A 12,457-nucleotide genomic window follows, 5' to 3' on the forward strand; every position below is an offset into this window, starting at 1 on the left:
CGTCGCCGGATCGCGAAGCGACAGGGCCGTGGAAGCGACAGGGAGCGACAGGGCAGTGCCAGGGACGAGGCAGTGTGCCCTAAGGTGACAGGCCTTTCGGCTGGGATCAAATTGTCGGTCTCAGGCGTATTGTGTCCCCCATGGCGAGCGTGGTGGAGATGGCCGGGGTTGTAAAGCGCTTCGGGCCGGTGGTTGCCCTGAACGGGTTGGATTTTTCAGTTGAGGCCGGCGAGGTGCACGGGTTCCTAGGCCCGAACGGTGCAGGCAAATCGACAACGATCCGCCTGCTGCTGGGCATGCTCCGGGCCAACGCGGGTTCCAGCCGGGTGCTGGGCCTGGACCCGTGGCGCGACGTCGCGAGCCTGCACCGGCGCCTGGCCTATGTTCCAGGGGACGTGGCGCTCTGGCCCAACCTGACCGGCGGCGAGGTGATCGACCTCCTCGGCCGGCTCCAGGGCGGCCAGGACGCGGCCCGGCGGGACCGGCTCCTTGAGGCATTCGACCTCGACCCCACCAAGAAGTCCCGGGCGTACTCCAAAGGCAACCGGCAGAAAGTTGCCCTGATCGCGGCACTGTCCACCGACGCTGAGCTGTTCTTGCTGGACGAGCCCACCAGCGGCCTGGACCCGCTCATGGAGGACGTTTTCCGCGGCTGTATCCGGGACCTGCGGAACCAAGGCCGCACGGTGCTGCTGAGCAGCCACATCCTCAGCGAGGCCGAGGCGTTGTCCGACCGCGTCAGCATCATCCGTGCGGGCCAAGTGGTGGACTCCGGGCGGCTTGAGGAGCTCAGGCACTTGACCAGGACCACCGTCACAGCCGACGTCTCAGCGGTGCCGCCGGGTTTGGACATCCTGCCGGGGGTCCACGACGTCGTCATCACAAACCACCGCGTCAGCGCGCAGGTGGAACCGTCCGGCCTGGCCCCGCTCATGCGTGCGCTGACCGACGCGGGCCTCCTCGCGCTGACCAGCCAACCGCCAACCCTCGAGGACCTCTTCCTCCGCCACTATGGCGCAGCGGTCCCCGCGGCCGCGGCAGTGTCCGCAGCCGAGTCCGGCAACGGGCGGTCCGGTGATGCGTGAAACGTTGGCGGGTACAACGGTCCTGGTCCGGCTCGGACTCCGGCGCGACCGCTGGCTGCTGCCGGCATGGATCGCGGGATTCGCCCTAACGACCTATTCCACCGCCGCGGCCGGCGCCGAACTGTACCCCGACGTCGGGAGCCGGGTCGATGCCGCGACGGCCCTGAACGCCACGGCCTCGCTCGTGGCGCTATTCGGCCGGGTGTATGACCCCACATCACTGGGAGCGCTGTCCCTCATCAAGTACACGGCCTTCATGGCAGCCATCCTGGCCGTCCTGATGGTGAGCATCACCGTCCGGCACACCCGCAGCGACGAAGAGTCGGGGCGGCTGGAGTTGCTCGGGGGAGGGCGGCTGGGCCGCGACGCCCCACTCGCGGCCGCCCTCGCCATCAGCTTCGGATCGAGTGTGGTCCTCGGACTGGTAACGGCCTTGTCCCTGGCCGCCGGCGGACTTCCTGCCGCCGGGTCGCTGGCGTTTGGACTCGGCTGGGCCGCGACCGGCATGGCGTACAGCGCCGTGGCCGGGGTCACCGCCCAGGTCACCGCCAGTGCGCGGGCCGCCACGGGAATGGGCGTAGGCGTCGTGGCAGTGACCTATGCGCTGCGGGCCGTGGGGGACCTCGCCGAACCCGGGCCGTCCGCCATGTCCTGGCTTTCGCCGATTGGCTGGAACCAGCAGATCCGGGCCTTTGCCGGGGACCAATGGTGGGTGATCGCCCTGCCGCTGTCACTGTGCGTTATCCTGGTGCCAGTGGCCGTCGGCCTCCGCGCCCGCCGTGACCTTGGCTCGGGCCTGCGGGAGGAGCGCCCCGGCCCGGCGCGAGGTTCCCTCCGCGGTGTCTGGGACCTCGCCGTGCGGCTCCAACTAAGGATGCTTGCCGCGTGGGCGGTGGCGTTCGTGGTGTTCGGCGTGGTGATCGGATCGCTGGTCGGCAACGTCACGGACTTGCTGAGTTCCCCAAACGCCCAGGACCTGATCAAGATGCTGGGCGGAACCCAGGCCATGACGGACGCCTTCATTGCCGCGGAGATCAGCATTATGGGGCTGCTGGCCGCCGCCTACGGGCTCTCGGCGGCCAGCCGGCTCCGCGACGAGGAGACAGACGGCCACGTCGAGGCCCTGCTGGGCACGGCCACCACCCGGCCGCGCTGGGCCACCAGCCATTTCGCCCTGGCGCTCGCCGGCGTCGCCGTGCTCATGCTGCTGGCCGGGTTGTCGGTCGGAGCCGGCGCAGCGGCGGTGCTGGCCGACGGAAACCAGCTTGGACGCGTCACCGTGGCCGCCGCCGCCCAGATCCCCGCGGCCTGGGTCATGACATCAGCGGTACTGGCCGTGTTCGGCTGGGCGCCCCGGCTCACCGGGGCTGTCTGGGCCCTGCTGCTGTTGTTCGTGGCCCTGGGCGAGTTCGGCGTACTGTGGAACGCCCCGGAGTGGCTGATGGAGCTCTCCCCGTTCCGGCATTCGCCGCTGCTTCCGTTGGATTCCGGCGCCGTGGGGCCGTTGCTGGGACTCACCGTGACGGCTTCTGCGCTCGCCGCGGTGGGCTACTCCGGCTGGCGCCGCCGCGATCTCGCGGCCTGAGCGGAACAGACCCGCCCCTGTTCGGCAGACCCTACTCCCAGCAAGGGGGCGGCGGTACGATCAAGATCAAGGGAGTCGTTGGCGTACCTCAGAGTTGGCCGGAGCCGCCGGCGTCCGGAACGGGGCGCCACTCTCGGGCCGGGCCGGAGGGCGGGATGCAGGACGCATATGGGATATATACCCCAACCACACTGGTGGAAATCGGGCTGCTGCTGGCGACATTTGTCCTCTGTTCCCTGATTGGTACCGAGCGGCAGGTCCGGCAAAAGGTCGCGGGCTACCGCACCCACGTACTCGTCGGGCTGGGATCGTGCACCTTTACTCTGATCTCCGCCTACGGTTTCGCAGCCGCTCAGCCGCCCGGGGGCACCATGGACCCGGCCCGCATTGCGGCGCAAATTGTCAGCGGCATCGGTTTCCTCGGGGCCGGCGTGATTTTCAAGGGGCGGAACGTTGTCCGGGGCCTGACGACGGCCGCGAGCATTTGGGTTTCGGCCGCCGTCGGCATGGCGTGCGGGGCCGGAATGCTGTCCCTGGCCGTTTCACTGACTCTTTTCCACCTCATCACGCTGTACGTCGTCTCTCCCTTCATCAGGAAGATACCGACCCCGGACGCCCACCGGGTCCTGCATCTGGGCTACGACGACAACCAGGGCGTGCTGCGGCAAGTGTTGGAGATCGCCACCAATATGGGCTTCAGCTCGTCGATCCTGAGCACCAACAAATCGGGAACCGAACAAAAACCGATCGTCCTCATGGACATTCGCTTCCACGGGCATCTTCCGCTGCGGGATCTCGTCCCCTACCTCCTGGATGTGCCCGGCGTGAAGAGTGTCACCGTTCGCGGCGCCGACCCGAACGAGGAGGACGATGACTCCAGTTCCTGAAAACCCGCAACGGGACCCCCGGGTGGACGCCTTCATCGCGGCGCTGCCGGACTGGCAGCAGGATATCTGCGCCCAGGTGCGTGAACTGGTCCATGCCGCCGACCCGGCGGTTACCGAGACCATCAAGCGCACCACTCAGCCCTATTTTGTCCTTGACGGCAACATCTGCGCGTTCCTGGCGGCCAAGGACCACGTCAACGTCTTCCTGTACGACGGCGGAATAGTCCCGGATCCGGAGGGCATCATCACGGGCGGGCACGACAACAAGACCGCGCGCACCGTCGCCTTCCGGCAGGGGGAAGCCATCCCCGGGCAGGCACTCACCGCGATGTTCCGGCAGATCATTGCGGACAACCGGGCAGGCGGCTGGCGGAAACTCAAGCCGGGCCGATAAAGAGCGATGACCATTCTCGAACTGCTGAGCACGCTGAAGCCGGGCCCCTGATTGAAGCCGTTCCGGATGACAGTTAGAGTCTGCGGATGACCGAGAACAGCTCCGCCCTGACGGACACTGTGCGGGTGCGGGTGCTGCGCAGGCCCGACGCCGGCGCCCTGGCGGACGCCTACCTGCGGAACCGGGAGCACCTGGCGCCCTGGGAGCCCCTGCGGTCCGAGGATTTCTTCACCGTCAACGGACAGTCCGCCGGCATTGAGTCCAAGCTCGGGCTGTTCATCGCGGGATCGGACGTGCCATGGGTTCTCGTGGAGGGCTCCCGCATCGTCGGGGTGATGAACCTCAGCGGGATTGTCCGTGGGCCCTTCCTCAGCGCCCACCTCGGCTACTGGGTGGACAAGGACATGACCGGGCGGGGGATTGGCTCGGCCGCGCTGGAGTTTGCTGTCCAAGCGGCGCGGTCCGAGCTGGGCCTGCACCGGTTGCAGGCCGCCACCCTCCCGCACAATACCGCGTCACAGCGGATCCTGAAGCGTGCGGCTTTTGAGGAGATCGGGCTGGCGCCACGGTACCTTCACATCGCCGGTTCATGGCAGGACCACGTCCTGTTCCAGCGGATCCTCTTCTGATGGCAGCTGTTCCGGAGGCGGCTGTTCCGAATGCAGCTGTTCCGAATGCGCCTGGGGACTTTGGTGCGCTGCACCATGTTGAACTCTGGGTGCCGGACCTGCAACGCGCCAGAGACCAGTGGGGCTGGCTGCTGGGCCGGCTGGGCTACGAGCCCTACCAGGACTGGACCAACGGATGCAGCTGGCGTCGCGGGCCAACCTACATCGTCGTCGAGCAGTCCCCAGCCCTCAGCGGCACCGAACACGAGCGCACGGCTCCCGGCCTGAACCACCTGGCCTTCAGCGCGGGGACCCGGGAGCACGTGGACGCCATGGCGGCCGAGAGTCTCAGCCACGGCTGGGCCGAGCTGTTCCCGGAGAAATACCCGCACGCGGGCGGTCCCGGCCATTTCGCCGCCTACCTTGTCAACACAGACGGCTACGAAGTGGAGCTGATCGCTGCGGACTGAGCGCCCGGCGTCCTACGGATTGCTTGCTGGAGGTGCTTGTTCAGCCTTCAATTCCTCGCCGTGGGCGATGATCGCGTAGATGATCAGCACGTTCATGGCGATGACGATGAAGGCCCACCACGGCTGCTGCGGGATGAGCATCAGCTGCACCACTGCGCTGATGCCGGCCAGGACGACGCCAACCACCCGGGCCCACATTGCGCCTGAGAAGAGCGCGACGCCGGTGAGAATCAAGAGCACTCCGATCGCCAGATTCCACCAGCCCCACCCCTTCGCATCGAAGAGGAACAGGCTTCCCGGCGTCGATAGGTAGTAGGTGTCCGGTCCGGTGAGCGCGACGAGTCCCTGAAGACCACTGAAGACGCCGTTGATGATCAGAATGACTCCGGCGAAGCGGACCCAACCGGTCCAGCCAGTCGAAGCGACGGGATGATGGACAGTGCTCATAATGCCGACCGCTTTCCGTTTGAATGCTCTGCCGTCGGCCTCTTGGTCGGCGCAGTCGTGTCACGAAGCTAGTACCGATTCCGATTATGTTCCTCACGCTCAGCGCCGGTCAATCGCTGGGGGTACTTTGAAGCCATGACCATCTTGCTTGTCGGCGGGGGCCCGGACACCGTCACCACTCCCGTCGTCTTCGACCGGTTCGTCAGGGAACTCCGGTTCCGGGCCCCTGGGAGGGTTCCGCGCGTCGCCTTGGTCCTCTTTGATCATGAGGGCAGTTCGGAATATTTCCTGCCCGCCTATCTGGATCCGCTGGAATCCCGAATCGGCTGCGAGGTGGTCCCGGTCCTTCTCCGCTTTGACAAGGGCGCGGCTGGTTCCGCGTTCGACGACGTCGACGGGATCGTGGTGGGCGGCGGCCCGACGCCGGGCTACCTGGAAGGTCTCCTGTCGTCCGGCGAGGCCATCCGCCGGGCAGTCTCTGATGGTGTGCCGTATATGGGATTCTCTGCCGGGGCGATGGTGGCGCCGGCGAGGGCGATCGTGGGCGGCTACCGCATCCGCGGCACCGAGGTATGCCCGGTGGATTGTTCGGAGGGTCTCGAGGAAGTGGAGATCCGCGACGGGCTCGGATTGGTGCCCTTCGCCGTCGACGTCCACGCCGCGCAGGCCGGGACGCTCAGCCGGGCCGTCGCCGCGGTGGCGAAGGGCCTCGTGGACCGCGCGGCTGCCGTGGATGAGAACACTGCCCTGGTCCTGCACCACACGGACCTGGACTCCTTGGAGGTGATCGGCACCGGGAACTGCTGGACGATTCGCGGCACCGGCCCCAAGGCCACCGTCTCAGTCCTGTCGGCGCATGGCTAGCTCGCCCCCTTGGCACGAGTTGTTACTCGCAAGTAACATTGCCTCATGCACCTTCTTTTCCGCACGCTCCTGCTGCTGTTCACGTCCTCGCGCCGCTCACCGCTGAGCATTTGGGACAACTCATCGCTGCCCTTGCGGGTTCTGCCCACTGACATTGACATCGCCATGCACGTCAACAACGGCATGTACTTCTCGCTCATGGACCTGGGCCGCTTCGACCTCATGGCCCGCAGCGGAACCTGGAAGAAGATGCGCCGCCGGGGCTGGACCCCGGTGGCGGCGGGGGAGACCATCGCCTTCCGCCGCTCGCTGCAGCTTTGGCAGCGGTACACCATCGAATCGAGGATCATCGGGCTCGACTCGAAAGCCATCTACTTCGAGCAGCGGATGGTGGTGGACGGCGAGGTCTATGCGCGTGCGTACATCGCCACCCGCCTGGTCAGCAAAGGCAAGCCCGTCAGCCAGGAGGAAATCATCCGCGAGTTCGGCGCCCCGCCGGCGGATCTGGAACTGCCCGGGTGGATCCATGAATGGCGCGAAACCAACGCCCTGCCCGGCGCCAGGCGCCCGGCTCCGCACGCCTGGGCGTGACCTCCGTACCCGCCTGCCCGGATGTGCCAACAGCGTAATGCCGGGGACAATCCGCGCCTGCTCCCGTACCGTTGACTCATGGCTACCGTAGACATCACAGGTGAACAGTTCGCATCGACAGTCGAGGATAACGACATTGTCCTCGTCGATTTCTGGGCCGAATGGTGCGGCCCGTGCAAGCAGTTTGGCCCCACGTACTCCGCGATCTCCGAGAAGCACCCGGACGTTGTCTTCTCCAAGGTGGACACCGAGGCTGAGCAGCAGCTGGCCGCCGAGGCCGGCATCACCTCGATCCCCACGCTGATGGCCTTCCGCGAAAAGGTCCTGGTGTTCTCCCAGCCCGGCGCCCTGAATGCCCAGCAGCTGGAGCAGGTGGTCGACGCCGTCAAGGCCCTGGACATGGAGGAAGTCCACGCCCATGTGGCCCGGTCCCAGGCTGAGGCCGCCGCAGCGGCGGCCAAGCAGGACGGGACCCAGATTCCGGAAGCCTGAGGCTCCACGGCCTCCTCGGAAACTTAAAGCAACGCGGGGTCACTCCGCGCCCATGATTCCCTCGCAGGATGGGCGCGGAGTGACCCCGCGTTTGTTGTGGCGTTCTTTGTGGCGTTGTGGCGGGCGGGGCGCCTAGAGGGTTTCCAGTTTGACCGGCTCGGCCAGCAGTGCGCTGAGGGATTCGTTCAGGTCCTGGACGGCCGTGCCCTTGGAGTGCTTGTCCAGGTCTGCCTGGCTGGCCCAGCGTTCGGTCAGGACGAGCTTGTCCTCACTGGCCTCCGTGAGCTCGTAGCGGATACAGCCGGGCTCGTTGACTACCTCGTCAATCGCGATGTCCAGGGCGAGCTTCACGCGGAAGAATTCGCCGTCGTTGGGGATGAATATGGCCTGAAGGTCAACGGGTGCAGTCATGGAAATTACCCTACCGGGCCGCTGCGCAGCGGCCGGAAGATGACCCAAGATTTCATAGGACTTCCAAGCTTTGCTCTTCTTTTGCCCCCGGTCAGTTGGTAGCGTCACTTCATGCGTGCTTACACAGCCGGGGACACTGACGTCCCGCTGCTCGAGGAAACCATTGGTGCGAACTTCGAACGGATCGCCGCGCGGTTCCCGTACCAGGACGCCCTGATCGAGGCGGCCGCGGTGCCCGGCGAAGAGGCCCGGCGGTGGAGCTACACCAAGCTGAACGACGACGTCGACCGCCTCGCGCGTGCGCTCCTCGCCTTGGGCGTTGCTAAGGGCGAGAGGATCGGCATCTGGAGCCCCAACTGCGCCGAATGGACCATCCTGCAGTACGCCACCGCGAAGATCGGGGCGATCCTGGTCAACGTCAACCCCGCCTACCGCAGCCACGAGCTCGAGTTCGTGGTCCAGCAGAACGGCATGCGCATGCTGGTCACCGCACCCTCGGACCGGAACAGCGACTACACCGCGATGGCGCGGCAGGCATTGGCGGCGTGTCCGGAGCTGCGCGAGCTGGTCTTCCTCCCCGATGCCGGCCTGGCCGGGCTGAGCGCCGGCGAGCCCGGCAACGAGTCGGAGCGCACGTACGCCGAGCTGCTCAAGCGGGCTGACGACGTCGCACATTCCGCCCTGAAAGCGCGCATGGCGGACCTGGATGCGCACGATCCCATCAACCTGCAGTACACCTCGGGCACCACGGGTTTCCCCAAGGGCGCCACGCTGACGCACCACAACATCCTGAACAACGGCTACTCGATCGGCGAGCAGCTGGGGTATACCGAACACGACCGCGTGGTCATCCCGGTGCCGTTCTATCACTGCTTCGGCATGGTGATCGGAAACTTGGCGGCCCTCAGCCACGGCGCCGCCACCATCATCCCCGGCCGGGCGTTCTCGCCGGCCGCCGCACTGGAGGCCGTGCAGGACTTCGGCGGGACCTCGCTGTACGGTGTGCCGACCATGTTCATCGCCGAGCTCGCGCTGCCGGACTTCGCCTCCTACGACCTCTCGACACTGCGCACGGGTGTCATGGCCGGATCGCTGTGCCCGATCGAGGTGATGAACCGGGTCATCGGCGAGATGAACATGAACGACGTCGCCATTTGCTACGGAATGACCGAGACTTCGCCGGTGTCCACCATGACCCGGAGCGTGGACACCATGGCCCAGCGGACGGAGACTGTCGGCCGGAGCATGCCCAACTTGGAGAGCCGGATCGTGGACCCGGTGACCGGGGATGAGCTGGAACGCGGCGGGATCGGCGAACTCTGCACGCGCGGCTACGCCGTGATGCGGGGGTACTGGGACCAGCCGGACAAGACCGCCGAGGCGATCGACGACGAGGGCTGGATGCACACCGGGGACCTCGCCCGGATGGACGATGGCGGCTACATCGTGATCGAGGGCCGGATCAAGGACATGGTGATCCGCGGCGGCGAGAACATCTATCCGCGGGAGATCGAGGAATTCCTCTACACCCACCCGGACATCCAGGACGTGCAGGTGATCGGCGTCCCGGACGCCAAGTACGGCGAGGAACTGATGGCCTGCGTGATCCTCAAACCCGGAGCCGCGCCGCTGGACGCCGCCGGCCTGGCCGAGTTCTGCCGCGGCAAGCTGGCGCACTACAAGATCCCGCGCTACGTGGACGTCCGCGAAAGCTTCCCGATGACCGTCTCCGGCAAGATCCGCAAGGTGGACATGCGCCAGGAGGCCGCGGCCCGGCTGGGCCTCTAAACACCGACGCCTGACAGCAACGCGGGTCAGTGGCGGCGGTGGTCCTGGATGGTCATGCGCGGGCCGAAGGTCGGTTTCCGGAAGCCGCTCAGGCCGATCATCCGGACCACCCGCTGCCGGTGCCCTGCCCAGGGGGCCAGCAGGGAGAGCATGCCGGCGTCGTCGGTCCGGCGGCCGGTCAGCGCCGCGCCCACGTAGGCCGCAAGGTGGTAATCGCCCACGGCGATCGAGTCCGGGCAGCCGTGCGTGCGTTGGACCACCTCCGCCGCCGTCCACACCCCGATCCCGGGAAGGGTCTGCAGCTTGGCCCCGGCCTCCACGGCGGGGAGGGCGGCGAGCCGTTCGAGCGCGACGGCGGACCGCAGGGCCCGCATGACGGTTGCCGAGCGCTGCGGGCCCACGCCGGCCTGGTGCCATTCCCAGGACGGAATGTGCAGCCACTGCGCGGCCGTCGGCTGGACCAGCAGATTGGCGGGAGCGACCGTGCCGGCCCCCGGCGCCGGCGTCCCGAAGCGGTACATCAGGTAACGGTAGCCGCGGCGGGCCTCGATGACGGTGACCTTCTGCTCTAGGATGGTCGGCACCAGTGAGTCGATGATCCGGCCGGTGGCGGGCAGGCGCAGCGCGAGGTTCCGGCGTCGGGCTTCCACCACCATCCGCGGGAGCGTGGCATGGAACGCGGGCTCATCGAACCCGGACCAGTCGTCCTCGCTGCCGAGCATGCGCGGGACGGAATCGATAGCGTCCACCGCCCCGGGCCCCCAGGCCTGTGCGTCCACTGCCGGGTCCGCCCGCGGCCCCGCCGTCGCAAGGCGCAAAGTGGCCGGGCCGTACGGTGTTGTAAACGCGAGCCAGACCCCGTCCGGGGCGGTGCGGATGGCCGGGTCGCCGTGGCCGCGCAGGAGCGGGCCGATGGTCTGCATCAGGTCGAACGGACCACCCGGGTGCCACCGCAGTGAGGCGTCCGCCGCGGCGGCAAGGCCTGCGGGCACGTCGGCAACGGTCATTCAAACATGTTCCCACGGCCCCCTGACGGCGGCCGCATCAGCCGGCGCGGAGCCTGGGCCGTAGGGCCCTTAACCTCCAAGGCTGCGGGGGCTAGACTCCGGCTGGGGCGTGGCGCGCCGGCGCCCGGATCGTGGCCCGAATCCTTGTTCTTGGGAGAGTGTGATGGCTGGTGGAGTTGTACATTTTGAAATCCCCGCAGACGACGAGAGCCGCGCACGGGAGTTCTACAGTTCGGCGTTTGGCTGGGAGGTCAGCGTCATGCCGGAGATGAGTTATTCCATGATCAAGACGACGCCGACGGATGCGACGGGCATGCCCTCCGTTGCGGGCTCCATCAACGGCGGCATGTTCCACCGCGAGGGGGACCTCACGTCCCCGGTGGTCACCGTGGATGTCGATGACATTGATGCGGCGCTGGAGAAGATCAACTCCTTGGGCGGCAGCACGGTCCTGGCGCGGCAGGAGGTCGGCACCATGGGCTGGGCCGCCTACTTCAGGGACACTGAAGGCAATGTGGTCGGTCTCTGGCAGAGCGCGCCGCGTGAGGGTGGCGCCGGCGCATCGGCGGATGACATCGGCGCCTGAGGTATTCATGCCGCCGCCTGACGCCGGCGCCTGACGCCGGCGGCCGGCGTGCTCCCCCTTCCGCGCACCAGGAATCAGTGCATCCCCGTGGTGAGCCACAGTGCCACCACCGCCAGCGGGACGGTGAGGACAACGGCGACTACGCCGGCCAAGGCGAAGCCTCCCCAGCGGATCTCCACGTTGAGGGCGCGGAGCCGTTCGTGCCACAGAAGCGTGGCCAGGGACGCCCACGGGGTCACCAGCGGGCCCAGGTTCACGCCGATCAGCAGGGCGGCCAGCCGGGCCGGGGAGCCGGCCACCGGTTCCAGGGCCAGATAGGCCGGCAGGTTGTTGACGGCGTTGGCTGCCCCGGCGCCCAGGCCGGCCAGCTGAAGGAGCGCCGGAAGACTCTCGCCCGTGCCGGCGATCCCGGACAGGAACCCGGTGAGGCCATTGGCGTGCAGGGCCTCCACCACCATGAACAGCCCGGATGTGAGCATGAGCGGGCGCCACGGAATCATGGACCATCGCAGAACGGAGCGCCGCCGCCAGAGGAACAGCAGGAGCAGGGCCGCGGCCGCCGCGATCGCGGGGATCTGCACCGGAACTCCGGAGACCAGCGCGGGCAGCAGGACCACCATGACGCCGGATGCCGCGTACAGCAGCACCCGGTCCCGCACCTTATGGACCGGCTGCGGTCCGTACTTGCCGCGCAGATCCTTCCGGAACGCCAACCACAGGAGCACCAGCGGCACCAGGATCCCCACCAGAGCGGGCGCCCACACCAGGGCGGCGAACGCGGCGGGGCTGAGCTTGAGCCGGTCCTGTGCCAGCAGGTTGGTCAGGTTGGAGACCGGCAGCAGCAGCGAGGCCGTGTTCGCCAGCCACACCGTGGTCAGCGCGAACGGCAGCGGCGGGATGCGGGCGTGAATGGCCAGCAGCACCACGACGGGAGTCACCAGGACCGCCGTCGTATCCAGTGACAGGAACACCGTGGAAACGGTGGCGAGGGCGATCACGAGGAACCACAGGAGCAGGACCCGGCCGCGGCCCAGGGCGGCCAGCCGCTCGGTGACCACCCGGAAGAGCCCGGCCTCATCCACGAGCTCGGTGACCAGGGACATCGCCACCACGAACGCCAGCACCGGCGCTGTCCGTGCCGCGAGTTCCTGGAAAGCCGGCACGGGCAGGAGCCCGGTCGCCAAGGCCACGCATCCGGCCAGCAGCATGCCCCCGGGCAGCGCATAACTCTTGAGCTTCTTC

General features: G+C 67.5%; 15 protein-coding genes. 11 read left to right on the forward strand and 4 right to left on the reverse strand.

What is annotated here, in order from left to right; genetic code table 11:
• Positions 1-140: 140 nt before the first annotated feature.
• The 6 genes from AB4089_RS02595 to AB4089_RS02620 all read left to right on the forward strand — a co-directional run bounded on the left by AB4089_RS02595 (position 141) and on the right by AB4089_RS02620 (position 5,029).
• The gene (locus AB4089_RS02595) at positions 141-1,085 is read left to right on the forward strand and encodes an ATP-binding cassette domain-containing protein (RefSeq protein ID WP_441407770.1); all 945 of its coding nucleotides are present in this window, start codon (positions 141-143) and stop codon (positions 1,083-1,085) included.
• Positions 1,078-2,670 (forward strand): ABC transporter permease, encoded by a 1,593-nt coding sequence (locus AB4089_RS02600; RefSeq protein ID WP_441407771.1) that lies wholly within the window; start codon positions 1,078-1,080, stop codon positions 2,668-2,670. Before AB4089_RS02595 ends, AB4089_RS02600 begins: the two co-directional genes overlap by 8 nt.
• A gap of 155 nt (positions 2,671-2,825) precedes the next feature.
• Positions 2,826-3,557, forward strand: a complete 732-nt coding sequence (locus tag AB4089_RS02605) for an MgtC/SapB family protein (protein WP_441407772.1) — start codon at positions 2,826-2,828, stop codon at positions 3,555-3,557.
• A complete protein-coding gene (locus AB4089_RS02610) occupies positions 3,541-3,951 on the forward strand; it encodes a DUF1801 domain-containing protein (RefSeq protein WP_441407773.1) in 411 nt (136 codons plus the stop codon). The genes AB4089_RS02605 and AB4089_RS02610 overlap by 17 nt, the downstream gene beginning before the upstream one ends.
• An 86-nt stretch (positions 3,952-4,037) precedes the next feature.
• On the forward strand, positions 4,038-4,580 hold the full coding sequence (locus AB4089_RS02615) for a GNAT family N-acetyltransferase (protein WP_441407774.1): 543 nt from the start codon (positions 4,038-4,040) through the stop codon (positions 4,578-4,580).
• On the forward strand, positions 4,580-5,029 hold the full coding sequence (locus AB4089_RS02620; protein ID WP_441407775.1) for a VOC family protein: 450 nt from the start codon (positions 4,580-4,582) through the stop codon (positions 5,027-5,029). The genes AB4089_RS02615 and AB4089_RS02620 overlap by 1 nt, the downstream gene beginning before the upstream one ends.
• A gap of 12 nt (positions 5,030-5,041) precedes the next feature.
• On the opposite strand, the gene AB4089_RS02625 is transcribed toward AB4089_RS02620, so the two are convergent.
• On the reverse strand, positions 5,042-5,476 hold the full coding sequence (locus AB4089_RS02625) for a DUF7144 family membrane protein (RefSeq protein ID WP_441407776.1): 435 nt from the start codon (positions 5,474-5,476) through the stop codon (positions 5,042-5,044).
• Between the two features lie 135 nt (positions 5,477-5,611).
• Between AB4089_RS02625 and AB4089_RS02630 the strand changes: the two genes are divergently transcribed.
• From AB4089_RS02630 to trxA, 3 genes are all read left to right on the forward strand, one after another.
• The gene (locus AB4089_RS02630; RefSeq protein WP_441407777.1) at positions 5,612-6,340 is read left to right on the forward strand and encodes a Type 1 glutamine amidotransferase-like domain-containing protein; all 729 of its coding nucleotides are present in this window, start codon (positions 5,612-5,614) and stop codon (positions 6,338-6,340) included.
• Positions 6,341-6,385: 45 nt separating this feature from the next.
• Positions 6,386-6,931, forward strand: coding sequence for an acyl-CoA thioesterase (locus AB4089_RS02635; RefSeq protein WP_441407778.1), 546 nt, complete (start codon positions 6,386-6,388; stop codon positions 6,929-6,931).
• A gap of 78 nt (positions 6,932-7,009) precedes the next feature.
• Entirely contained in the window at positions 7,010-7,423 is a 414-nt protein-coding gene (gene trxA / locus AB4089_RS02640) for a thioredoxin (protein ID WP_018773584.1), read from the forward strand.
• A gap of 132 nt (positions 7,424-7,555) precedes the next feature.
• On the opposite strand, the gene AB4089_RS02645 is transcribed toward trxA, so the two are convergent.
• On the reverse strand, positions 7,556-7,834 hold the full coding sequence (locus tag AB4089_RS02645) for a putative quinol monooxygenase (RefSeq protein WP_390203660.1): 279 nt from the start codon (positions 7,832-7,834) through the stop codon (positions 7,556-7,558).
• A gap of 111 nt (positions 7,835-7,945) precedes the next feature.
• Here AB4089_RS02645 and AB4089_RS02650 point away from each other — a divergent pair, with 111 nt between their 5' ends.
• Positions 7,946-9,622 (forward strand): AMP-binding protein, encoded by a 1,677-nt coding sequence (locus AB4089_RS02650; RefSeq protein WP_441407779.1) that lies wholly within the window; start codon positions 7,946-7,948, stop codon positions 9,620-9,622.
• Positions 9,623-9,648: 26 nt separating this feature from the next.
• Here the strand turns inward: AB4089_RS02650 and AB4089_RS02655 are convergent, their stop codons facing one another.
• Positions 9,649-10,629 (reverse strand): DNA-3-methyladenine glycosylase family protein, encoded by a 981-nt coding sequence (locus AB4089_RS02655; protein ID WP_441407780.1) that lies wholly within the window; start codon positions 10,627-10,629, stop codon positions 9,649-9,651.
• A 163-nt stretch (positions 10,630-10,792) separates the two neighbouring features.
• On the opposite strand from AB4089_RS02655, the gene AB4089_RS02660 reads away from it, so the two are divergent.
• Positions 10,793-11,215 carry a VOC family protein gene (locus AB4089_RS02660; RefSeq protein ID WP_441407781.1) on the forward strand — a complete coding sequence of 141 codons (423 nt, stop codon included), beginning with the start codon at positions 10,793-10,795 and terminating at the stop codon, positions 11,213-11,215.
• Between the two features lie 74 nt (positions 11,216-11,289).
• On the opposite strand, the gene AB4089_RS02665 is transcribed toward AB4089_RS02660, so the two are convergent.
• Positions 11,290-12,423 (reverse strand): SLC13 family permease, encoded by a 1,134-nt coding sequence (locus tag AB4089_RS02665; RefSeq protein WP_441407934.1) that lies wholly within the window; start codon positions 12,421-12,423, stop codon positions 11,290-11,292.
• Between the last annotated feature and the right edge of the window lie 34 nt (positions 12,424-12,457).

Source organism: Arthrobacter sp. 2MCAF15 (assembly GCF_052115605.1).
In the GTDB taxonomy this organism is placed as follows: Bacteria; Actinomycetota; Actinomycetes; order Actinomycetales; family Micrococcaceae; genus Arthrobacter.